The sequence below is a fragment of the Thalassobaculum sp. OXR-137 genome (assembly GCF_034377285.1).
Taxonomy (GTDB): Bacteria; Pseudomonadota; Alphaproteobacteria; order Thalassobaculales; family Thalassobaculaceae; genus Thalassobaculum.
Genome location: NZ_CP139715.1, coordinates 4767830 through 4791173 on the forward strand (window position 1 = coordinate 4767830; position 23344 = coordinate 4791173).

The following is a 23344-nucleotide window of genomic DNA, read 5'->3' on the forward strand; positions in this document are numbered from 1 at the left end:
TATAGCGACCGACGCTCGCAAACGGCAGCTTTCTGAAAAACCGACCCGGCTTAACCGTTTATTCACGTCCGCAGGTCAGTATCGGGTCATGGCATCACGCGGGGCGCGGGGGATCAGCAATGACGGAAGATTGGGACCGGGACATGGACGCGGCTAATTTGCAGGCGATCGACACCCTGCAATTGGCGGCGCAAGAGACCGGCCAGGCTCTGATGTACGGTCAGGCGCTCGCACTGGTGCGCTCGATCGCTGCGGAGACCGCCCGAATGGTCGCCGAGATCGAAGCGGAATATACGCGCGACGCGGCCTGATCAGGGTTTTTTCCGGATTTTCTGGGGCACGATCGGTTTAGAATGAACCGGTTGTGCCCTTTTTCTTTTCCGACCGCACCGCTATTAGACTTCCCCCGAACGAAGTCGGCGTATTTCCCGGTCTATGTCAGCGCTCCAACCTGAAAAGCCGGCAGGGAGATCTCGGAGGCGCTTGTATGTTCCAGGACCCGATTGAGGAGTGGCGCTAAACCGCTTCCCAATAATATCGGAAATATTATCAATAAAGAGATCCTCAACTTTCCAAATTAGTCTTTTATAGGTGCTGGAAAAGCTCGTTTCATATTTTGTGAACTCGACCTCCTTCTGATAGACGATAGGCCCGGTATCGATTCCTTTGTCGACAAGATGAATCGAGACCCCGCTTGGCGTATCATCATAAAAAGCCCAGAAATTCGGATGCGCGCCGCGATTCCAAGGCAGATAGGAGATGTGCAGGTTAAGAATTGGCGCCGTCGTTTTTTCCAATACTTTTGGTCTAATAATATGCCTATAACCAAAACTGATCACTAAATCGAACTGACTCAAATCCTCAACTTGCCCATCACAATGCCAAACCCTACACTTATTCCCGTAGAGAGCCGGTATCAGTTTCGTTTTTGTATTGTCGTACCCTAGAAATAACACTTCAGAGACCGGGTTGGCACGGTCAGCAATCAATGTGATGAATTCTGATCGAACATTTCGCCTTTCCTTCAATAACATCCTCAAAAGACTCCCTGCAGGAAAAATACAAGAGAGATGGGCGACCTGAATTTCTCTGATAAAACTTACCCTTCTCCACATTGCAATTAAGTGGAGGAAATCAGGCCTCCCCATACTACGGAATAAAATCAAAAAAAGTGGGGGATTGCAATCCAGCGTTTTATCAAATCAAGAAACACACCATTTAATATGCATCGAAATGATCAGGCCCGCTGCACGGGCGTGTGATCCGCTGAAACGAATAAGGTCCAGCTCTACACGACACAGATAGCGATCTGTCTCACCCTTACGCCGCGCGCACCATCCCGGTTTTCGCCAGCCCGAGCCTAGACGTTCAGCAGCAGGTATTGCCGCTCCCAGGCGCTGATTACCTGGAGATAGGCTTTCGATTCCTGCTCCTTCACCTGGGTCAGCACGTTGATGAAACGTTGACCCAGGATATCGCGCAGCGGCTTGGAACGGTTCAGGCGCAGCAGCGCATCCTCCAGATGCCGCGGCAGGTTGGCGGCCAGGTTATAGGCGCTCCCCTCCACCGGCTTCGACGGCTCCAGCTCCTCGACCAAGCCGAGATAGCCGCAGGCCAGAGAGGCGGCGAAGGCCAGGTATGGATTCGCATCGGCGCCCGGCACCCGGTTCTCCACCCGGCGGCTATCCGGGCGGGAAACCGGCACCCGGAACCCGGTCGTGCGGTTGTCGACGCCCCAATGGACGTTCACCGGCGCATCGGAATCCGGCACCAGCCGTCTGTACGAGTTCACATAGGGCGCGAACAGGGCCATGCAGGGCGGCACGTATTTCTGCAGCCCGCCGATGAAGTTCAGGAAGAAGTCGGAATTCTCCCCGTCCTTGCCGGCGAACAGGTTCTGGCCGGTCTCGCTGTCCACCACCGAGATGTGCATGTGCATCGAGCTGCCCGGCTCGTACTGCATCGGTTTGGCCATGAAGGTGGCGTAGATCTTATGGTCCAGCGCCGCCTGACGCACCGTGCGTTTGAACAGGAAGGTCTGGTCGGCGAGCGCCATCGCCTCGCCGTGGTTGAAGTTGATCTCCATCTGCGCCGCCCCGCTCTCGTGGATCAGCGTGTCGACGTCGATCTCCTGCGCCTCGCAGTAGTCGTAGATGTCCTCGAACAGCGGGTCGAACTCGTTCACGGCGTCGATCCCGTAGGCCTGACGCGCCGTCTCCGGCCGTCCCGAGCGGCCGACCGGCGGCTCCAGCGGGTAATCCGGATCCTCGTTCACCTTGACCAGGAAGAATTCCAGCTCCGGCGCGACGATCGGCGTCCATCCCTTCTCGGCATACAGGTCCAGCACCCGGCGCAACACGTGGCGGGCGGCGATGTCCACCGGGGTACCGTCGAAATAGAAGGCGTCGTGAATCACCTGGGCGGTCGGCTCGGCGTACCAGGGCACCATGCGGATGGTCTCGGCCACCGGGCGCAGGAAGACGTCGCTGGCGCGCGGGTCGAGGTCGATCTCGTCGATATATTCGCCCGTCACGGTCTGGCCGAAGATCGATTCCGGCAGGCGCAGACCCTGGTCTCGGGTCGCGCGCAGGAACTTCTGAGCCGGCAGGATCTTACCCCGGGCGATGCCGGAGAGATCGGAGACCAGACACTCCACCTCCGTGATCCGGTGTTCGCGGATCCAGGATTCGAGATCGATGGTCATGGGGAGCCTCGCGGATTGGACAGCCCAGTGAATACAACACTGTCCAACCCGCGGCAATCTCGGCCCATCAGCGCTCCTGCCGGACGGAGATGCGGCAGACCGTCATCCACAGGGCCGGCAGCAGGGCGCTGATCACGGCGAACAGAACGAACTGCGCGTCCAGCCCCGCGCCGATCGCCCATCCGTGCAGCGGCGGCCCCGACGCCGCTCCGAGCAGCAACGTGCCGGCGATCCAGCGGCCGGTGACCTGCGGACCGGTGGCCGCGATGCTGCCCTGGACCTGCGCCGACAGGGAATTGAACGAGATCTGGAACAAGATCAGGAAGCAGAACAAGGTCTCGATCGTGCCGGCCACCGACATGCCGTAGCCGCCGACGGCGACCAGCACGCCCAGGACAGCCATCCGCAGGGCGGAGGAGCCCGGCCTGGCGATCCGCGAGGCGGCGACCAGCCAGATGCCGGAACCGACCTTGCCCGCCGCGAAGGCCCAGGCGGCCGAGTGCAGGTCCATCCCCCGCTCCCCGGCGGAGAACAGCACATAGGCGACCAGTCCGGTCTGGCCAACGAACAGCACATAGGCGGCGATCAGCCCGGCGGCCATCTTGCCGGTGAACCGGCCACCTCCCGGCGCGTCGTGCTTCTGCGGGACCGGCGGGATGGGGGCGTAGAGCAGGTTGCCGACCGCCAGCACGGCGGCGATGGAGATCCCGAACCACATCAGATAGGTGCCGTAATCCGCCGCCGCGTCGGTGACCTGGATCAGCCCCGTGCAGGCGCCCGAGAGCATGAGCACGACACCCAGCCTGAGGGTGAACGCGAGGGACGGCCGGGCGAAATGGGCCGCGGAAACCGTTCCCAGGAACAGCAACACACCGCAGCACAGGCCGACCGCGAACCAGCCCGCCAGCAGAAGCAGGATGCCGTCCGCGCCGGACAGCACCATGCCCGCCAGCAGGGCGAGCGAGACCGCCGCCGCCCACAGGCGCGGGATCAGGGCAACGCTGAGCAGCGGGAGGCCGAGGGAGGACAAAAGCTGGCCGATCAGCATGGCCGACGCGATCAGCCCGGCCATCTCCGGCGACACCGAGGTCCCCGCCACCACGGCGGTGATCGTGACCGGTAGAAGATGGGTCGGCAGCGACCCGGCGGCGGAAATCAGACTGGCCCCGACCAGATGGCGCGGGCGTCCGGACGGGGCTGCCCCGTCAGCCGCCGTGGCGGTCATGTCCAGCCCCCTTGGCGACGGACGACCGGGGGCCGCCGTCAGGCCGGCCCCTTCCGCGAAAAACTTCCATAGCGCGCACTCCCCAGCACTGCGTTAGCGCCATGATCGTAGCGGCTACCCCACCTCTGAAATGCGAGTTTCCTCACAATGGCGGCAGTCTTAGGGGAGCGAACGGTACCTTCGTCAGTCTTCGCGATACCGGAAGTCGAAGGCGTCCCCGTGCCGCACGAAATGGCCGATGGAGGGCGAGCGGAAATGCGCGGTGCAGATCAGCGTGTCGGTCTCGCAATACTTGTCCATCGCAGCCACCCGGGTGGCCTTGGCCTGCTCGCGGTCGATGTCCGGTGCGGCGACCAGGTCCGGATAGCGGCACTGCAGCGGCGAGTGGATCATGTCCCCGATCAGCAGCGCTTCCGACCCGTTGGAATTCAGGTGCACGGCGAAGTGGTCGGGCGTGTGGCCCGGCGCCGGTTCCAGATGCAGGCAGTCGTCGAAGGCGTGGTCGCTGCGCACCTCGACCACCTGCCCGGCTTCCACCACCGGCAGGACGCTGTCCACCATATAGGGGATCGGGGTCTCCGCATTGCGCGCCGTCCAATGGGCCAGTTCCTTGGCCGAGAAGACGTACTTCGCATTCGGGAAGGTCGGGACCCATCGACCATCCAGCAGCTTGGTGTTCCAGCCCACATGGTCCGGGTGCAGGTGGGTGCACATCACGTAGTCGATGTCCTCCACGCTCAACCCGGCCTTGGCGAGCGCGTCCATATAGGTGGTGTCGGTCTTCTGGTGCCAGTTGGGCCGGGTCGGCCGGTCCTTGTGGTTACCGACGCAGGTATCGACCAGGATCGTGTGCTTGCCGGTGCGGATCACGTAGGACTGCATCGGGAAGATGAACAGCCCGGTGGCCGGATCGAGGCTCAGCGGCTCCAGCCAGGACCGGTTCGCCTCCAGGATCTCGGGCGTCAGGGTCGGCAGGAAGGTGAAGGGATCGAAGCCGGGCACTTCCTGTTCGAGGATCCGGTCGACCCGGAGGTCGCCGACGGCAAAGCTGAGCGTCATGGAGGGTCTCCCGCATCGGTTGGCGACCGGCAGTGTCGGCCTGCCGGACCGGACGGCGCAAGATCGCATTCCACAGGACCTTCGCGCCATGGTATGAGCGGTAAACCATTCGAGTGTCCCAAAATCATGTCTTCCGTGCGCCCTACCTCCGTGCCCTCGCCTGAAACCGCGACCGCCTTCCTCGACGCCCATCCCGAGGTGGCGACGATCGACGTCCTCCTGCCCGACCTGTCCGGCGTGGTGCGCGGCAAGCGCATTGGCCGCGACCAGCTCAAAGGCACCTTCAAGGACGGTGCCGCCTTCCCGGCCTCCGTCTTCGGCACCGACGTCACCGGCGACAGCGTCGATTCAAGCGGCCTGGTGTGGGAGTTGGGCGATGCCGACTATCCGTGCTGGCCGGTCGCCGGCTCCCTGGTCCAGGTGCCCTGGACGGCGCGCCCCTCGGCTCAGGTGATGCTGACCATGGCGGAGCCCGACGGCACGCCGTTCTACGCCGATCCGCGCGTCGTGCTGCAGCGGGTCGCCCAGCGCTACGCCGATCGCGGCTGGAGGCCGGTGGTGGCGCTGGAATTGGAATTCTACCTGATCGACAAGACCCGGGAGGCGCATCTGCCGCCGAGCCCGGCGATCAGCCCGGTCAGCGGATCGCGCCAGTCGACCACCCAGGTCTACGGCCTGGACGAGCTCGACGATTTCGAGGCGGTGCTGGACGACGTGGCCAATGCTTGCCAGCTCCAGGGCATCCCGGCCATGGCCGCCTCCGCCGAATACGCCCCCGGCCAGTTCGAGATCAACCTGACCCATGTGGACGATCCGGTTCAGGCTGCCGACCATGCCGTCATGCTGAAGCGGGTGGTCAAGGGCGTGGCCCGGGCCCATGGCATGAACGCGACCTTCATGGCCAAGCCGTTCGGCGACGAGACCGGCAACGGCCTGCACATGCATGTCAGCGTGCTGGACAAGGACGGCAACAACATCTTCGCCAGCGACGAGGATCCGGAGCACGGCTCGCCGCTGCTGCGCCACGCGGTCGGCGGGCTGTGCCAGACCATGAACGACTGCATGGCCCTGTTCGCACCGACCGCCAACGCCTATCGCCGGATCCGACCGAACGCCTATGTGCCGCTGTCGGCCTGCTGGGGGTACAACAACCGGACCTGCGCCTTCCGCGTGCCCGCCTCCTCGCCCGATGCGGTGCGGATCGAGCACCGGGTTGCCGGCGCCGACGCCAACCCCTATCTGGCCGGTGCTGCCATCCTGGCCGCCATCCTGCACGGCATCGAGACCGAGGCAGCGGCCCCGCCGCCGGTGGACGGCAACGCCTACGAGTCCCAGGAACCGTCGGTGCCCAAGACCTGGGCGGAATCGCTGGAGCGCTTCCACGAGAGCAAATTCATCGCCGACTGGCTCGGCGAGGGCTTCCAGCATGTGTTCCACGCGGTGAAGGAGAGCGAGCGCCGGGACTTCGAGTCCGAGGTCACGCCGCTGGAATGGGCCTGGTACCTGAAGACCGTGTGACGCGGGGGGCAGTGCGATGACGGCTCCCCTCACCTGGTATCACGCGACGGCAGAGGCCCCCGACCGGCCCCGCCTGATCGGGGATCGGAGCTGCGACGTCTGCGTCATCGGCGGCGGGCTCACCGGCGTGTCGACCGCCCTGCACTGCGCCGAGCGCGGGTTGGAGGTCGTACTTCTGGAGGCCGAGACCATCGGCTTCGGGGCCTCGGGGCGCAATGGTGGCCAGGTACTGCAGAGCCTCGGCGCCGACGTCTCGGTCGTCGAACGGCAGGTCGGCAAGGACGGAACCCGCGCCTTTTTCGACATGGCCCGCGAGGCGGTGGAGGACATGAAGCTCCGCGCCGACCGTCACGCCCCGGACGCTGACCTGCGCTTCGGCTACCTGCACGCCACCCTGAACGACCGGCAGTTCGAGGGGATGCAGGGTGTGTGCGAGGCCTGGCATGCCTGGGGCTACACCGGGCCGAAGATGGTCCGGGGAGCGGAGGTCCGCGATTGGCTCGGCTCCGACCGGTACACGGGCGCCATGGTCGATCCGGAGAGCGGCCAGATCCACCCGCTGCGCTACCTGCTCGGCCTCGCCCGTGGAGCCGAGGAGGCCGGAGCGCTCCTGTTCGAGCACAGCCCGGTGCGGGAGGTGGACGGAACGGTGGTTCGCACGGCCGCCGGAGCCGTCACCGCGAAACACGTGGTCTATTGCGGCAATGCCTATCTCGGCCGGCTACATCGCAAGCTGCGCTCCAAGATCATGCCGGTGGCCTCCTTCGTCGCGGTGACGGAGCCGCTGTCCGACGCGCTGGTCGCCAAACTGTTCCCCCAGGATGTGGCGGTCGCCGACTGCAATGTGGCGCTGGATTATTTCCGCCTGACCCATGACCGCCGGCTGCTGTTCGGTTCCGGGGCGAGCTATTCGGCGATCACCCCGCCGGGGCTGGCCGGCACCATGCGGCGCAAGATCGGCCGTGTCTTCCCGGAGCTGGCGAATGTGCGGATCGACCATCAGTGGGGCGGACTGATCGGCATCACCATCAACCGCATCCCGGACATCGGCCGGTTGTCGGAGACTGTCTTCCACGCCCAGGGCTTTTCCGGCCAGGGCGTGGTCCTGACCGGGCTGGCCGGCAAGATCATCGCCGAAGCGATCACCGGCGACGACAGCCGCCTGAAGCTCTTCGAGAAGGTCCGCCACCTCCCCTTCCCCGGCGGCCCCCTGCGCACCCCCGCCCTGATGGCGGGGATGGGGTGGGCGAAGACACGGGACTGGCTGGGGGTGTGAGCTGTGGGCTGGCCCTTCGACACGGCCCCCGGCTGACCGCCGGGGTCCTGCTCAGGGCGAGGTCCAAAGGATAATCTTTAAAGCGACGTCTCCCTGAGCAGCCCGAAGGGCGTGTCGAAGGGCCGCCCGCAAGAGATGGGTTAGAGCCGCATCGCCTCTTCGGCCGGCGTGAAGGGCAAGCCGTGGGCATCGGCGACCGCCTTGTAGGTCACCCTTCCCTCGTGGACGTTCAGCCCTTCCTTCAGATACTTGTTGTCGTACAGCGCCTGACGCCAGCCCTTGTCTGCCAGCGAGAGCGTGAACGGCAGGGTCGCGTTGTTCAGCGCGAAGGTCGAGGTCCGCGCCACGCCGCCCGGCATGTTCGCCACGCAGTAATGCACCACCTCATCGACGATGTAGGTCGGCTCCGCATGGGTCGTCGGCTTCGACGTCTCGAAGCAGCCGCCCTGGTCGATGGCCACGTCGACCAGCACCGAGCCGCGCTTCATCCGCGACACCATCTCCCGGGTCACCAGCTTCGGCGCCGCCGCGCCCGGAACCAGCACCGCGCCGATCACGAGGTCGGCCTGCAGGACGTATTCCTCGACCGCATCGCGGGTCGAGAAGATGGTGTTCAGGGTCGCGCCGAACTGCATGTCGAGCTCGTAGAGCCGGTGCAGGGACATGTCGAAGATCGTGACCTTGGCTTCCAGACCCATGGCCATGCGGGCGGCATTGGTGCCGACCACGCCGCCGCCGAGGATGACCACATTGGCCGCCGCCACGCCTGGGACACCGCCGAGCAGCATGCCGTTGCCGCCCTGAGCCTTTTCCAGGCAATGGGCGCCGGCCTGGATCGACATCCGGCCCGCCACCTCGCTCATCGGGGCGAGCAGCGGCAGGCGGCCATGGGCGTCGGTCACCGTCTCGTAGGCGATGGCGATGCAGCCGCTGTCGATCAGCCCTTTGGTCTGCTCCAGGTCGGGGGCCAGGTGCAGATAGGTGAACAGGATCTGGCCCGGACGCAGCCGAGCGATCTCCACCGGCTGCGGCTCCTTGACCTTCACGATCATGTCGGCGGTGGCGTACACCTCCTCCGGCGTCGACAGGATCGTGGCGCCCGCCGCCTCGTACCGGTCGTCGTCCAGGCCGATGCCGTAACCGGCATGGGTCTCGACGACCACCTCATGGCCATGGGCGACCAATTCGCGGACGCTGGAGGGCACGAGACCGACCCGGTACTCGTGGTTCTTGATTTCCTTGGGCACGCCGATGCGCATGGGGGCCTCCTCAGGTGTCGAGATCTCGACGGTAGGCCGGTACCGCCGGCGCTTCAATCTCGGCGTCCCATGAGCACACTGCGGCGCCTTGCCGCGAGAGGTGCGGATCCTGACAACAAGAACCGGGAAGCCCGAGCGGGTGTCCCCCCATTGGCTGCGCGCACCTGAACACAGGAGTCCGCCCCATGCCCCCCGCCGATACCCGCATGACCAGCCTCGACTGGCTGCTGCTGCTCGCCCTGTCGATCCTGTGGGGCTGCTCCTTCCTGTTCGGCCGGATTGCCGTTGCGGAGGTGCCGCCGCTGACCCTGGTCCTGGCCCGGGTCGGCATTGCCGCCCTCGCCCTGCACCTGGTGCTCCGTGTGGCCGGGATCCGGTTCGCCCCCGGCGCCGCGCGCTGGCGCGACTACGCGGTGATGGGGCTGCTGAACAATCTGGTACCGTTCGGCCTGATCTTCTTCGGCCAGCTCGAGATCGGGGCCGGCCTCGCCGCGGTGATCAACGGCATGACCCCGTTCTGGTCCGCCCTGATCGCCCGAGCGTCGGGCGCCGAGCGTCTGCCACTGCACAAGGTGGTCGGCGTGATCCTGGGTTTCGCCGGCCTGGCTGTCACCGTCGGACCTGCCGCCCTGGACGGGTTGGACGCGCCGCTGATCGCCCAGCTTGCGGTGGTCGGGGCGACGATCTCCTACGGGGCCGCCAGCGTGTTCGGCCGCCGCTTCGCCGGCCAGCCGCCGCTGGTCACCGCCACCGGCCAGCTTTCCGCCAGCACCCTGCTGGTGCTCCCCCTGGCCCTGGTCGTGGACATGCCCTGGACCCTGCGCCTGCCGGGCCCGGCGGCGCTGGGCGCCGTTCTCGGCCTCGCCCTGATCAGCACCGCATTGGCCTACATCCTGTTCTTTCGAGTTCTGGCCAGCGCCGGGGCGACCAACGTGGCCCTCGTGACGCTCCTCATTCCGGTGAGCGCCATGGCCCTCGGCGCCCTGATCCTCGGAGAGATCGTCGAACCGCGGCAGCTCGGCGGCATGGGAATGATCGCTCTGGGTCTGGCCGTCATCGACGGACGGCTGCTCGATGCCGTGTGTCGGCGTCCCCCCAGCGGGGTTGATGGCCGCGCAGGACTCCCCAGGTGAAAGGTGTGGCAACAGCGACCACCAACCCCAAGGAGGAGGACGCCATGGCCCAGATGCACGAACGCTACAAAGCCGCCCCCTTCGGTGCCGCCGATACCTGGCGCATCAGCGACACCCGCACCGGCGAACTGATATCGGTGGTGAAGGGTCCGGAGAACCTGAAGAGGCGCTTGGCCCAGCTCAACGGCGAGGAAAGCCTGAGGCAGGGCGCGGTCGGCGAGGCGAAAGCCCACTAGCACCGCCGCGCAATAACACGGCTCCAACTAGGCGTGGGCCGGGCACTGCTTGGCTCGGCCTGTGCCGCCCGCCCGTCCCAAAAACCCAAAGATGCATGAGCGATTTGCACGTTTCGCGCGCTTAACGGACTGCGCGTTACAGCCGTATGCGATTCTTGTCATGAATTAAGTGAAAACTTCGTTTACTATCTCCTCTGTGGGAGTGGGGGAGCAAGAAGCGCTCCGCCGGAAAATTCAGATGCGAGCATAGAAATGTTCGGCGGAAAAACCTTCGAGATCCTCGCACTACGCGAGGGCCGTTGGACAATTGAGGCCACGGCTCAGCACCAGGAGGTGGCTCAGGCGGAGGCGGCAAAGATCTTGAGCCGCGCCGGAATCCTGGGTGTCCGTGTCATCAAGGAAGCCAAGGGCTCCATAGACCGGCTGAAGCCGGAAGACATCCTGTTCGAAAAGATGAAGCCGAAGACCGAGGAGAAGGTCTTCGTCCAGGATATCGACGATGCCCCCGTCTGCCATGCGCCCAACGACCTGTTCGTCGGCGAGGCGCGGGCGACGATCAACCGGCTGTTCCGCAACTATCTCGACAAGAACAACCTCACCGCCACCGAACTGCTCCACGCCCCGCGCGAGATCAAGCGGGTGCTGGAGGAGGGCACGCTTCTGTTCTCGGCGGTCGGAAAGGTCTCCACCTTCCAGGTCCGCAAGATGGAGGACACGACCGTCAACCAGCGGCGGGACGTGCTGTTCGACTTCATCAACAAGATCAACGCCCGCGCTATCGCCGCGTCGGAGCAGCGCCTGCCCCGGATCCGGGTGGACGGCTTCAACACGGTTGTCGAGGGCATCGTCGCTAAGGTCTCGCAGGAGCACGTCTCCCACCTGATCCGCTACGTCATGTCGGTGGAGCTGGTCGAGAACCGCAGCTTCCTAGGCAAGTTCGGCCAGCTCATGGAATGGGCCTGGAAGGCGGAGGCGCCTCAGGCGCTGGAGGCGATCGACATCTTCGTCTCCGACACGCTGTACAATGTCGATGTCCTGCGGGACATGATCGGCAATCCGCGCGAACTCGGCACCGCCCTCGTCACCCTGCTCTGCGTCGCCGAAGGGCGACCGCTCGTCGAGGAGGAAGAGGAGGAGGAGCCGGTCGAGCTGACGCCCGAGCATCAGGAGTTCGCCAACGCCACCTTCATCCGCCTGATCGCCGCCGGCAAACTGCCGGAAAGCAAGGCGGTTCTGGTCGACCGGGTCCGGCGCCAACTGGAAGGGCTCAGCCCGCTCACCCGCGGCGACCGCGAGGAGGAGCGCGAGGTCTTCATCGGCCTGCTCGACAAGCTGATCCCGGACATCGAGATCATCGGCGGCCCGTCCATGGCCCAGGCCATGACCGCGCGGCAGTCCACGATCATCAACAAGGGCGGCAGCAAAGGCATGCGCGAGGCGGCGGAGACCATGCTGCCGGCCCTAGGCGATCCCGGCCGCGCCACCGGCTACCTGCTGGCCATGATGGACAGCGAGATCGGCCAGACGGTGCTGCGCAACGATCTGGAGACGCTGCTCGACAAGCTGCTGGTCCATTCCAAGACGATCAACCATCTGATCCGGGACAAGCTGCCGCCGAACAAGAAGATGGCGAAGGTGACGTCGATCTATCACCACATCCAGAAGTCCAATCTGCCGCCGCAGCGCAAGGCGGCGCTGACCGAGCGGCTGGACGAGCTGCTGGTGTCCTACATCACCGAGGGCAAGATCCTCGACAAGCTGGACAACCCGGAGAAGCCGCTGCACGTGCGGGCCTTCATGCTGGTCAGCATGGTGCAGCCGGAGATGCTGCCCAAGGGCAAGGCGTCGGATCTGGCGCGGAACATCATCGTCGGGCACCTGCGCCGGGCGAATTTCGAGGACGAACTGGTCGCCGCGATCCCCGATCCGAGCGAGAAGGCCAAGACCCTGCGGAAGTTCCACGAACAGCTTCACCGCTGCGGTTTCTTCGGGTGAACCCGGCGCGCGCATTCTTTCTCTCCTCCCGACTTCCTGGAAGCGCGCCAGCGCTATCCAGGACCGTGTCTCCGGCGTCGATACAGGATCCTGGATCGAGCGTTCCGCCCGTCCAGGAAGTCGGGTGGGGTGGGGAAGAAAGAACCTAGGTGAACTCCGCCTCGATCTCGTCGGCGAAGTCGCCCCATTCGTCGTCCTCGGCGGCCGCGGGGGGAGCGGCGGCGCGGGCCTCCTCGATCATCGTCTCCAGCAGCCGGTCGAACTCCTCCCAGGCATCGGCCCGCCGGGTCGCCTTCGACGCGGCCCAGGCCGCCGCGAGTCCCGTGGAGCGCGCCGCATGGGTCCGGGCTGCCGCCGCACGGGCCGCCTCGCCGGCCGCCGCCGCCTGAGGTTCGTCCGACAGCACCGCGTCGCGGGACGCCTGACGCGCGGCGCCGCGGGCGGCCACCCGCAGGTTGTCGTTGCCTGTCTCCAGGAACTTGCGCACCTCGGCCGGCATCTCCCAGTACTCGGCCACGTCGAGCGCCACCTTGCGGGCGAAGGCGCGCAGCACCTCCTCGCCGTCGATCCGCCACAGGATCGTGCGCCCGCCGCAGACCAGCTTGTCGGCCTGCCGCTCGGCCACGTCGTCGCATTCGACCCGGCAGATGATGTTGCCCGGCGCGAATTTCAGGGCGTCGAGCACCCGTTCCGAGGCGTGTAGTCCGCCCTCGCACAGGCTGACCGGCCCGTCATGGGTCAGGCGTTCGCCGTCGGGCGGCACCGGACGGCCGTCCTTCAGCGTCTCGTCGACAAAATGCCAAGCCAGCACGCGGGCCCCCGCCATGGTCTCCAGTGACTGTTCCCGCGATGGTACAATGGCCCGCGCCCTTCGCAGAAGCCGTTTCCGCGCGATCGGCCCGAAACCCCTCCACAAACGGGTAGGCAAACCAGCGCCGATATGGAACGATTGAGCACTTAGATTTCAAGGCCTTGGTTGAACTCGGCCTTGGTTGACTGGGGAAGACGGCCGGCGGATGCCCAAAGTACTGATCGTCGATGATTCGAAACTTGTTCGGCTCACGATCAAGAACATCCTGGCGCGTGCCGAGGGATTCGAGGTCGTGGGCGAAGCGGAGAACGGCCGCGAGGGCGTCGACATGGCCCGCGAGCTGTCTCCCGATGTGGTCACCCTCGATATCGAGATGCCGGTGATGGACGGCATCGAATGCCTGCGCCGCCTCAAGATCCTGTCGCCTGCAAAGGTGATCGTGCTGTCCTCCCTCACCCACCCCGCCTCCCCGAAGGCCGTTGAGGCGCGGCTGGTCGGTGCCGACGCGGTGATCGGCAAGCCGTCCGGCTCCGTCAGCAAGGATGTCGACGCGTCCGGCGGCGGGCTGCTGATCGACACCATCAACCGCCTGCTGTCGCCCGCTCCGGCCGGAGCGATGACGTGAACGCCGTGGTCAGCGGCAAGCGCGGCGGCAACCAGGAACGCATCCCGGTCCTGCTGTTCATGTCCGACGGCCGGCGCTTCGGCGTCCCCCTCGGCCGGGTGCGCGAGGTCGTAGAGATCGACAGGATGGAGCCCATCGAGGGCGACTCCGAGGACTATATCGGCGTGATGGTCCTGCGCGATGAGCCGATCCCGCTGGTGGTGATGCGGCTGCACCCGCGCGAGGAAGAGCTGACCCTCGCCATGTGCATCGTCATGCAGCGCGGCAGCGCGGTGATCGGTCTGGCGGTCGAGCGCATCCTGGGCATTCAGGATTTCGGCCCGGCCAAGCCGATGCACGGGCTGGTCGCCGGCAACGAGGTGCAGCACGCCTTCCTCGACGAGAAGGGCGAGCTTGTGCAGGCGGTCGACGCCGACCGCTGGTTCAATGCCCAGAGCACCCTGCCCCTGCTGTCGGACCAACGCGCCGTCGCCGAGCGCACGGATCCGGACGAACTGCGGGTCCGACAGCGGCCGAAATATATGGCGATCGCCGTCGGCGGCCGGCTCTTCGCCATCGATTCCAGCATCGTGGAACGGGCCATCGACGATATCGGCACCGCCCCCCTGCCCCGGCGGCCGGGGGTGAAGATCGATTCCGTCATCGAGGTCAGCGGCAACATCCTGCCGGTGCTGCGGCTCACGGAGGACGGGTTCGAGAAGCAGTCGATCCACGTCATCGTCAGCCATTTCGATCAGAAATGGGCGATCGCCACCGAAGGCGTGCTCGGCATCGTCGACGACGAGAGCCCGCCCGGCCCGGCCGACGAGGACGGCCAAGCCCGCGTGATCACCCATAAAGGCACCTTCCACGAAGTGGTCGACCTGACCGGCCTGATCGCCTCGCATGTGCCGGAGTTTCACCGGGGCGGCGACCGCAGCGTGGCCCTGACATGAGCGGCTTCGACGACAATTCGGAGATGTGGGAGCTGTTCGAGCAGGAGAGCGAGGACTACCTCGCCCAGCTCGAGGCCAACCTGTCCGGCTCGGTGGCCGACTTGGAGAACCCCGAGATCATGGGCGCGCTGTTCCGCGCCATCCATTCGCTGAAAGGCGTATCGGCCTCGCTCGGCCTGACCGGCATGGAGACGGTCGCCCATGCGGCCGAAGACCTGCTCGACATGTTCCGCAACGGAGAGGCCCGCCCGAACGAGGCCGCCCGGGATCTGCTGCTGCAATCGGCCGATGCCTTGGTCGACCTGCGCGGCGCCTGCCTGCAGAACCGCAGCGACATTGCCGGCGATCCCGGGCTGATCGCCGCGCTGAAACAGGCCAAGGCGCAGCTCAAGGGCGGCGGCGCGATCACTGCAACGGCCCCGCCCGCCGCCGCCGCGCCGCCCCCGCCACCTCCGCCGGTCCAGGCGCCGGAGGCCGAAGCGCCGCCGGCCTACGATCCGCCGGAGCCCGAACCGGAGGAAGAGACAGGCGCCACCACCCAGAGCCGGATGGCGATCCAGGTCTCGCAGAAGCCGGCCAATGACGACGAGGCGGAGTTCCAGCCCGGAACCGTGCAGCCGTTCAACGCGGTGGTGACGGCAGAGCTCGGCCAGCTCGCCGAGGCGCTGGAGAACCCGGCGATGGATTCCCTGGACAGCCGGGCCATCGTCTCCTCCATGCTGGCGATCCGCGAGGCGGCGAACGACGTCGGCTATCTCGGCATCGCCGAGGTGCTGGGCGATATTCTCGGCGTGCTCGAGGGCGATCAGGCCGGCAACCGAACCGCCCTGATCCGGGGCCTGTGCATCTTCATCCACCGGCTGCGGGTGCTGTCCGAACTGGCCGATGCCGGGATCTCCATGGACGACGTGGACGATTCCATGGCGCCGCACATCTCGCGCGAGGCCCGGGCGGTGGTCGACCGGCTGTCGGTGCGCGGCGGGGCGTCGGCGGATTGGGAACTGGTCGGCATCCTGGCCCGGGCGCTCGGCGTGTTCCGGATCTCCGCCCTGGCCCGTCTCGCCAGCGAACTGACGCTGATGGAGGCCTGGACCGAGCGCGCCGGCGCGCTGGAGGTGGCCGACGAGATCCGCCGCGAGAGCGAGGTGATCGGGATCGAGGGGTTGACCGTCTCCTCCCTCGACATGCCGCGCGAGACCTACGACCGGCTGCGCGACGAGCTGGCCCTGCTGCTCACCGGCGCGGGGGCGGCCGTCGCCGAACTGCGCAAGGTCCTGGGCGACGACCTGTTCGACAGCATGTCCCCCGCCGCCCGCAACGAGGCGGTGGAATTCCTGGAGCAGCCGGGCGCCCGGCTCGTGCAGGTGCAGGTCATGGTCCCCGACGGCGCCCCGGCCAGCGGCGAGATCCTCGGTCTGCTCTACCGCCAGCAGGTGATCTCCAATCGGGTGCTGGTCGATATCGACCCGGACCTCTACCAGTTCCTCATCGGCATCACCGGCGACGACGCCCCGGTGGAGGCGTCCATCCGCACTCTGGACACCAGCGGCGACGTGCTGCGCGCCTGGACCGTGCTGGTGGTCGGCGACAAGGCGGCTCCAGCCGCCCCTGCTGCCGCGCCGACGCCACCGCCCGCCGCGCAGGCCCCTACACCGCCAGCGGCCGAGACCGACGGCCATGTGCTGTTCGTCGACGACAGTTCCTGGGATTCGGCCCTGCATTCCGGATGGTCGCCGGAGCAGCAGGAGGGCTTTGCCGCCCCGTTTGGCGACAGCCCCGCCCCGCCACCGCAGTCCGCTCCTCGTCCCGCCCCGGCGCAGCCGCGCGCCGCGCCTCCGCCACCTGTGTCGCCGCGCGCAGCCGATCCCGCGCCCGCAGCGCCACCCGCCAGACCCGCCGATCCGCCGGCCACTGCCGCAGACGGCAGCGTGCCGGCCGAACGCGGCGAGGCAGCACCCGCCCGAAGTGCCGGTGCCGGCACCGGCGCCGCCGTCCCCGGCAGTGCGGGCGGCAGTTCCCTGCGCGTCTCCTCGGCGCTGATCGACAGCTATCTCGACACGGTGGCCGAACTCCGTCTCAGCCTGTCGCGGCTGGACCAGGGCGCGTCGGAGGCCGGGTTCGGCGCCACGGCGGCCGAGCTGCGCTCGCTGGCAGGCCAGGTGGACGACCGCAAGGCCGAGCGGCTCTACGCCGCCGCCGCCCGGATCGACGATGCCGGCAAGGTCTTCGCCAACCAGATCGCCCGGGCCGAAGTCACCCTGCGGATGCTGCACTCGGTGACGCTGGATCTGCGGGTGGTGCCGATCAGCATCGTCTTCGGCCGCATGCCGCGCCTTGTGCGCGACCTTGCCCGCTCGCTCGGCAAGCAGGTGACCCTGGAGATCGACGACGGCGACATCCAGATCGACAAGTCCATGGTCGACGCCCTGATGGAACCCATGGTCCACATGATCCGCAATGCCATGGATCACGGGATCGAGGGGCCGCAGGAGCGGCTGGATGCCGGCAAACCCGAGAAGGCGACCCTGACCCTGCGCGCCACCCAGCACGGCAATGTCGCCCAGATCATGATCGCGGAGGACGGGCGCGGCCTGAACACCAACCGCATCCGCAACAAGGCGCTGGAAAAGGGCCTGATCACCGAGCAGGACGCCGCCCGGATGACCGAGCGGGAGATCCATCGGCAGATCTTCGCGCCGGGCTTCTCCACCGCAGCGGCGGTGACGGAGACGTCAGGCCGGGGCGTCGGCATGGACGTGGTGCTGACCACCCTGCGGCGGCTCGGCGGCGCCATCGATATCGACAGCGAGGAAGGCGAAGGCACGCGCTTCTATCTCAGCTTCCCGGTCTCCGCCGCCCTGCAGCGGATCATCGTGGTGAGCGACGGCGAACGCGACCTGGGCCTGCCGGAGCGCGCGATCATCGAGGTGATCGAGGTCGACCGCAAACAGATCCAGACCGTCGGCGAGCGCGCCGGCATCCAGCACCGCGACGGGTTCCTGACCGTTCGGGCGATCGAGACCATGCTGGGCTGGGAGACGCCGGAGGTCGCGGTCGGCCAGCAGGCCTTCCCGGTCGTCATCATCGGCACGCCCCAGCGCCGCATCGGCGTGGCGGTGCACCGGGTGAAGCGGCGCCAGGAAGTGTTCATGAAGGAACTGCACCCGGCCCTGAACTCGGTCGACGTCCTGGCCGGCGCCACGGTCATGGGCGAAGGCCAGCCGCTGCTGGTGCTCGACCCGGAAACGCTGATCGCGATCGCGGGGGGGTAGGGGCCGGCGCTACCCTCATACCCTAACCGACTTCCCGGACATGATCCGGGATCCTCAACCGGCGTTCCTGCCACGGTCCCGGATCAAGTCCGGGAAGTCGGTTGTTTATAGGAGCGGGGACTGCCGCCGCGACCTACTCCGCCGCCTGCTGCTCCTCGGGCTCCGGGCGCTTTTCGCGCATGGTGACGAATTCCTCGGCCGCGGTCGGATGGATGCCGATGGTGCGGTCGAAGTCCTTCTTCGTCGCCCCCATCTTCACCGCGATGGCCACGCCCTGGATGATCTCGGGGCTGTCGAGCCCGACCATGTGGGCGCCGACGACCTTCTGGCTGGCCCGGTCCACGACCAGCTTCATCATTCCGCGCTCGGTATTCTCTGTGAGCGTGTACTTCATCGGCCGGAAGCCCGACATGTAGACGTCCAGCGTGCCGTATTTCTCGCGCGCCTCGGCCTCGCTCAGCCCGACGGTGCCGATCGGCGGCTGGCTGAACACCGCGCTCGCCACGTTCTCATGGTCCGGCGACATCGGGTTGTCGTTGAACTCGGTCTCGGCGAAGCAGGTGCCTTCAGCCAGCGCCACCGGGGTCAGGTTGATCCGGTCGGTCACGTCGCCGATCGCCCAAATGGAGGGAATGTTGGTGCGGGAGTATTCGTCCACCTTCACCGCCCCATTCTTGTCCATCTCGACCCCGACCTCCTCCAGGCCGATGCCCTTGGTGTTCGGGTGACGGCCGGTGGCGTACATCACGGCATCGACCTCCAGGGTCTCGCCGTCCGTCAGGTGGACCAGGTAGCTGTCGCCGGCCTTCTCGATCCGCGACGGCAGGGTTTCGCAATGCAGGTGGATGCCCTTCTTCGCCATCTCCTCGTCGAGGGCGGTGCGGACATCCTCGTCGAAGCCGCGCAGCACCTTGGAGGCCCGGTAGATCAGATGGGTCTCACTGCCGTAGCCGTGAAAGATGCCGGCGAACTCGACGGCGATGAAGCCGCTGCCCACGATGGCGATCCGCTCGGGCCGCTGCGGCAGTTCCAGCGCCTCGTTGGAGGTGATGGCGTGCTCGATGCCCGGCACGTCCGGCAGGCTCGGCCAGCCGCCGGTGGCGAGCAGGATGCGCTCGGCCGTGTAGCGCTTGCCGGCCACCTCGACCGTGTGCGGATCGACGATCTTGCCCTTGCCGTCCAGCACGTCGTTGCCCGCACCGGTCAGCAGCTTCATGTAGATGCCGTGGAGCCGGTCGAGCTCCTTCTCCTTGGCGGCGATCAGCGCCGACCAGTCGTGGCTTACGCCCTCAACCGACCAGCCATAGCCGCGCATGTCCTCGATCTCGTGCGGCAGGTGCGATCCGTAGACCAGCAGCTTCTTGGGCACGCAGCCGCGCAGTACGCAGGTACCGCCGACCCGAAGCTCTTCAACGACGGCGACCTTGGCGCCGTAGCGTCCGGCCATGCGCGAGGCGCGCACCCCGCCGGAGCCGCCGCCGATGGTGATCAGTTCGTAATCGTAGCCGGCCATCGCCATTCTCCCGCCTCAGTCCGTAATCGCGTCACCGCAACATAGTGCGCCGCAGCGCAGAAGGTTACCCCCGCCGTTCCGGCACGGAGATTTTCCGATGGGGAACGGGCGGGTTGGCCCTCCCGGCGAAATGGGGTATCCGTTAGATCTATCATAGGAGGAGTTCTATACTTGCGTTTTCTAGCTCTAATGCTCCTCGCCATGGTCGTATCCGCCTGCTCTCGGGACGTCGCTGTGCGGGGGGATGGCGATGGCCTGATCACGGGTGCGGGGGGCGTTGCCTTCGGGCTCTACAAGGCGGAGACCACCCCACCTCTCCTCTGGACCGTTACGATCGGCCGCATCAACGACGGCTCCGGCACCGTCACAACGTCAACGACACCCGGTGGTCTCCCGGTCTTCGTTCGCCACAGCGAGATCGGATATCAGAACGAACGGAGCGACATCGCCTTCTACAATCTGGCTCCGGGTACCTATGCGGTGACCGCCATCGTGCCCTTCGAGGCGCAAGCTCAATTTTATCAGCCGACAACAAGTGACGATGTGATCAACGCGGGCATCTATCATGGCCCGTTGGGTGCGGGCATGACCGGGCTGATGATTGTCGGCGAACGCGTTCGGGAATCCCGCGAAGCAGCGGTTCTAGGGCCGCGCAAACCGTCCCAGCTCATTTTCGTCGAGAACGGCCGGATCAGTGACACCGCGCCGCGATTCACCGTGCAGGCCGGGCGGGTCACGTACATCGGCGACTTCCTGTTGGGCGCCCGTCGCTACACGGTCGAGCTGGAGGGGATCAGCGGAGGCATCACCCACGTGGAGGGTGAAAACAACGAGATCGCCTACTGGCACAGCCCCGTCGCCGAACATTCCTATGACGAGCCACGCGTGCGCGCACGGCTCGCGCAGATCGGTATTTCGCCCTCGACGGTAATCACCGAACGTCTCGCATCCTTGGACGGCGCTCCCTTGTACTACGACCCGAGCTTCGACCGGGCTCGCGCCGAACTACGCGCCAGCAATCACGGCAAACAGACGATCCTTGCCGAAGATGTCGTGATGCCATTGTCCTCAAGACAGTCTCCCGCCACTTCTGGAAGTTCGCCCGCTATAACGAGTTCGGAAACAAGTGCTCCCGTATCGAAGGACCCGCTCTCCTCGCTTCCCGCCGCAGAACTTCGCCGCCGCTTCTTGGCTGGGGAGATCAGCCTGGAGGAGTACAATAAAGCTCGGGCCGGACAGTGATCCCTGCCCGGCCCGCGTTTATCCGGAACTGACAGGCCGACTTACGGCGCGCCGAGGCCGCCCATCAGGATGTATTTGATCTCGGTGAATTCCTCGGTGCCGTACTTGGAGCCCTCGCGGCCGAGACCGCTTTCCTTCATGCCGCCGAACGGGGCCACCTCGGTTGAGATGCCGCCCTCGTTGACGCCGACCATGCCGTATTCCAGTGCCTCGGCGACCCGCCACACACGGCCGAGATCGCGGGCGTAGAAGTAGCTCGCCAGACCGTACTCGGTGTCGTTGGCCTGCTGGATGACCTCTTCCTCGGTCTTGAAGCGGAACAGCGGTGCGACCGGGCCGAATGTCTCCTCGCGGAAGATCTGCATATCCGTGGTCGCCCCGGTCAGCACCGTCGGTGCGAAGAAGTTCGACCCCAGATCCTTCACGCGCGAACCGCCGGCGGCGACCTTCGCGCCCTTGCCGACCGCGTCCATCACATGCTCCTCGACCTTGTCGACGGCGGAGCCCTCGATCAACGGGCCGAGCACGACGCCGTCATCGAAGCCGTTGCCCTGCTTCATCTTGTTCACCGCGGCGGCGAGCGCCTCGGAGAATTTGTCGTAGATGCCGTCCTGCACGAAGATTCGGTTCGCGCACACACAGGTCTGACCGGTGTTGCGGAACTTGGACAGGATGGTGCCTTCCACGGCCGCGTCGATATCGGCGTCGTCGAAGATGATCATCGGCGCGTTGCCGCCGAGCTCGAGGCTGACCTTCTTCACCGTGCCCGCGGCCAGGGCCATGATCTGCTTGCCGATCGGGGTGGAACCGGTGAAGCCGATCTTGCGCACGATCGGGTTTGTGGCGAGCTCGTTACCGATGGCCGACGCGCTCTTGCCGACGACGATGTTGAACACGCCGGCCGGAATGCCCGCACGCTCGGCCAGCACCGCCAGGGCCAGAGCCGAATACGGGGTCATCTTCGCCGGCTTGATCACCACCGGGCAGCCGACCGCCAGGGCCGGGGCGCATTTGCGGGTGATCATCGAGTTCGGGAAGTTCCACGGGGTGATCGCGCCGACCACGCCGACCGGCTGCTTGATGACGACGATCCGCTTGCCCGGCGCGTGGTTCGGGATCACGTCGCCGTAGCTGCGCTTGGCTTCCTCGGAGAACCACTCGACGAACGAGGCGCCATAGGCGATCTCGCCTTTGGCTTCGGCCAGCGGCTTGCCCTGCTCGGCGGTCATGATGGCGCCGAGATCGTCCTGGTTCGCCATCATCAGGTCGAACCACTTGCGCAGGATCTGGCCGCGCTCCTTGCCGGTCTTCTCGCGCCAGCCCTTCCAGGCGGCGTTGGCGGCCTCGATCGCCCGCCGGGTCTCGGCCTCGCCCATGTCGGGGATGGTGCCGATCTTCTTACCGGTCGCCGGGTCGTCAACGTTGACCGTGCCGCCGCCATCGGCGCCAACCCACTGGCCGTTGATGTAGCCCTGCTGCTTGAAAAGCTCCGGATCCTTCAGACGGCTGGCGAGATCCATGTCGACTAGCTCCCTTATATGCCTTGGTGGCATCGGCCCGCTGGCAGGCGTCCCGTGACGCGCGCCTTCACGGCGGGTGATGATTGTCGTGTTGTCCGTACTATAGGCAGCGTCGCGGCGATTTGAAGGGAGCGAAACGCGTGGGCGTCGTTATCCGCAGGCTGACGGAAACGGACTGGTCGGCCTTCCGCACCATCCGATTGCGCGCTCTGGAGACCGCACCCGAGGTCTTTGGCACGACGCTGGATCAGGAGGCGGGTCAGCCGGAAACGTTCTGGCGCAGCCGGCTGGCGGACCCGCTCAACGCGATGGTTTGCGGCTTCGACGGCGATGTCCCGGTGGCCTTCGCCGCACAGCGCGAGGGGGCCGGCGGCAATGTGCGTCACCGGGCCACGATCTGGGGTGTGTTCGTGGCCGAGACTCACCGCTGCCAGGGGCTGGGGCGGCAGCTCATGACCGCCCTGCTGGCGCTTGCCGACGCGCGGCCCGGGATCGAGATCACCGAACTCAACGTGCGGGCCGACAATCTTTCGGCCATCACGCTGTACGAGCGCCTCGGCTTCCGCGCCATCGGCACGATCCCGCGGGCATTGAAGCACGCGGGTCGTTATGGCGACGAGGTGATGATGATCCGGGAGAAACCGGGTCAACCGCCCCTGGAGACGCCGGGAACGGCACAGTCGCCGGTGGTGTAGATCGTTCGCACCGCCGTGGTGCCCGAAAGATGCATGGCCAGGTTGCCGGTACAGTCCGAGAACGCGATCCAGGCGCTGTAGCTGAGGGTTCCGGGCGCCTCGCCGCCATCGTCGTCGGCGGCGACGAAGACCTGGCGGATCCGCGACCGGTCGATGCCGAGGTCGTCGATCACGGCGTGAACCTTGGCTCGAACCTCATCGATCCGCCGGGCCTCCGCCGGGGCGGCAAGAACGGTGGCGAGCATCAGAACCGCTGCGGTGGCACTCCCCAATCGCCTGATCATCTCTTGTCTCCATCGGTGACGTGTCGGCGCTGAAATGGTCAG

At 66.2% G+C, this 23344-nt stretch carries 20 protein-coding genes; 11 read left to right on the forward strand and 9 right to left on the reverse strand.

The features are described 5' to 3' along the window. Positions 1-119: 119 nt before the first annotated feature. Entirely contained in the window at positions 120-311 is a 192-nt protein-coding gene (locus tag T8K17_RS22135; protein WP_322331905.1) for a hypothetical protein, read from the forward strand. Positions 312-395: 84 nt separating this feature from the next. On the opposite strand, the gene T8K17_RS22140 is transcribed toward T8K17_RS22135, so the two are convergent. From T8K17_RS22140 to T8K17_RS22155, 4 genes are all read right to left on the reverse strand, one after another. Further along, positions 396-1034 carry a formyltransferase family protein gene (locus T8K17_RS22140; protein ID WP_322331906.1) on the reverse strand — a complete coding sequence of 213 codons (639 nt, stop codon included), beginning with the start codon at positions 1032-1034 and terminating at the stop codon, positions 396-398. A gap of 326 nt (positions 1035-1360) precedes the next feature. Beyond that, positions 1361-2704, reverse strand: coding sequence for a glutamine synthetase family protein (locus tag T8K17_RS22145; protein WP_322331907.1), 1344 nt, complete (start codon positions 2702-2704; stop codon positions 1361-1363). A gap of 67 nt (positions 2705-2771) precedes the next feature. Then, positions 2772-3929, reverse strand: a complete 1158-nt coding sequence (locus T8K17_RS22150) for a hypothetical protein (protein WP_322331908.1) — start codon at positions 3927-3929, stop codon at positions 2772-2774. Between the two features lie 183 nt (positions 3930-4112). After that, positions 4113-4988 carry an MBL fold metallo-hydrolase gene (locus T8K17_RS22155; RefSeq protein ID WP_322331909.1) on the reverse strand — a complete coding sequence of 292 codons (876 nt, stop codon included), beginning with the start codon at positions 4986-4988 and terminating at the stop codon, positions 4113-4115. A gap of 135 nt (positions 4989-5123) precedes the next feature. Between T8K17_RS22155 and T8K17_RS22160 the strand changes: the two genes are divergently transcribed. Continuing rightward, positions 5124-6506 (forward strand): glutamine synthetase family protein, encoded by a 1383-nt coding sequence (locus T8K17_RS22160; RefSeq protein WP_322331910.1) that lies wholly within the window; start codon positions 5124-5126, stop codon positions 6504-6506. Between the two features lie 16 nt (positions 6507-6522). Further along, complete coding sequence (locus tag T8K17_RS22165) at positions 6523-7782, forward strand: FAD-binding oxidoreductase (RefSeq protein WP_322331911.1); 1260 nt, start codon at positions 6523-6525, stop codon at positions 7780-7782. A 140-nt stretch (positions 7783-7922) separates the two neighbouring features. On the opposite strand, the gene ald is transcribed toward T8K17_RS22165, so the two are convergent. Continuing rightward, positions 7923-9041 (reverse strand): alanine dehydrogenase, encoded by a 1119-nt coding sequence (ald, locus tag T8K17_RS22170; protein WP_322331912.1) that lies wholly within the window; start codon positions 9039-9041, stop codon positions 7923-7925. Between the two features lie 185 nt (positions 9042-9226). Here ald and T8K17_RS22175 point away from each other — a divergent pair, with 185 nt between their 5' ends. From T8K17_RS22175 to T8K17_RS22185, 3 genes are all read left to right on the forward strand, one after another. Beyond that, on the forward strand, positions 9227-10174 hold the full coding sequence (locus T8K17_RS22175) for a DMT family transporter (protein WP_322331913.1): 948 nt from the start codon (positions 9227-9229) through the stop codon (positions 10172-10174). A 5-nt stretch (positions 10175-10179) separates the two neighbouring features. Further along, positions 10180-10410 carry a hypothetical protein gene (locus tag T8K17_RS22180; protein WP_322331914.1) on the forward strand — a complete coding sequence of 77 codons (231 nt, stop codon included), beginning with the start codon at positions 10180-10182 and terminating at the stop codon, positions 10408-10410. Between the two features lie 360 nt (positions 10411-10770). Further along, on the forward strand, positions 10771-12405 hold the full coding sequence (locus T8K17_RS22185; RefSeq protein WP_322331915.1) for a hypothetical protein: 1635 nt from the start codon (positions 10771-10773) through the stop codon (positions 12403-12405). 145 nt (positions 12406-12550) lie between these two features. On the opposite strand, the gene T8K17_RS22190 is transcribed toward T8K17_RS22185, so the two are convergent. After that, entirely contained in the window at positions 12551-13231 is a 681-nt protein-coding gene (locus T8K17_RS22190) for a hypothetical protein (protein WP_322331916.1), read from the reverse strand. Positions 13232-13421: 190 nt separating this feature from the next. Between T8K17_RS22190 and T8K17_RS22195 the strand changes: the two genes are divergently transcribed. From T8K17_RS22195 to T8K17_RS22205, 3 genes are read left to right on the forward strand one after another with little or no spacing between them, the layout of a single operon-like run. Beyond that, on the forward strand, positions 13422-13841 hold the full coding sequence (locus T8K17_RS22195) for a response regulator (RefSeq protein WP_322331917.1): 420 nt from the start codon (positions 13422-13424) through the stop codon (positions 13839-13841). After that, the gene (locus T8K17_RS22200; RefSeq protein WP_322331918.1) at positions 13838-14776 is read left to right on the forward strand and encodes a chemotaxis protein CheW; all 939 of its coding nucleotides are present in this window, start codon (positions 13838-13840) and stop codon (positions 14774-14776) included. Before T8K17_RS22195 ends, T8K17_RS22200 begins: the two co-directional genes overlap by 4 nt. Beyond that, positions 14773-18048: a chemotaxis protein CheA gene (locus tag T8K17_RS22205; protein ID WP_322331919.1), complete on the forward strand. Its 3276-nt coding sequence runs from the start codon at positions 14773-14775 to the stop codon at positions 18046-18048. Before T8K17_RS22200 ends, T8K17_RS22205 begins: the two co-directional genes overlap by 4 nt. A 133-nt stretch (positions 18049-18181) precedes the next feature. On the opposite strand, the gene gor is transcribed toward T8K17_RS22205, so the two are convergent. Beyond that, complete coding sequence (gor, locus tag T8K17_RS22210) at positions 18182-19561, reverse strand: glutathione-disulfide reductase (protein WP_322331920.1); 1380 nt, start codon at positions 19559-19561, stop codon at positions 18182-18184. A gap of 171 nt (positions 19562-19732) precedes the next feature. Here gor and T8K17_RS22215 point away from each other — a divergent pair, with 171 nt between their 5' ends. Next, entirely contained in the window at positions 19733-20803 is a 1071-nt protein-coding gene (locus tag T8K17_RS22215) for a hypothetical protein (RefSeq protein WP_322331921.1), read from the forward strand. A 41-nt stretch (positions 20804-20844) separates the two neighbouring features. Here T8K17_RS22215 and T8K17_RS22220 read toward each other — a convergent pair whose 3' ends face one another. Continuing rightward, positions 20845-22323: an NAD-dependent succinate-semialdehyde dehydrogenase gene (locus tag T8K17_RS22220; protein ID WP_322331922.1), complete on the reverse strand. Its 1479-nt coding sequence runs from the start codon at positions 22321-22323 to the stop codon at positions 20845-20847. A gap of 140 nt (positions 22324-22463) precedes the next feature. Here T8K17_RS22220 and T8K17_RS22225 point away from each other — a divergent pair, with 140 nt between their 5' ends. Then, positions 22464-23018, forward strand: coding sequence for an N-acetyltransferase (locus T8K17_RS22225; RefSeq protein ID WP_322331923.1), 555 nt, complete (start codon positions 22464-22466; stop codon positions 23016-23018). Here T8K17_RS22225 and T8K17_RS22230 read toward each other — a convergent pair. Then, positions 22970-23302 carry a hypothetical protein gene (locus T8K17_RS22230; protein WP_322331924.1) on the reverse strand — a complete coding sequence of 111 codons (333 nt, stop codon included), beginning with the start codon at positions 23300-23302 and terminating at the stop codon, positions 22970-22972. The genes T8K17_RS22225 and T8K17_RS22230 overlap by 49 nt on opposite strands. Positions 23303-23344: the final 42 nt, after the last annotated feature.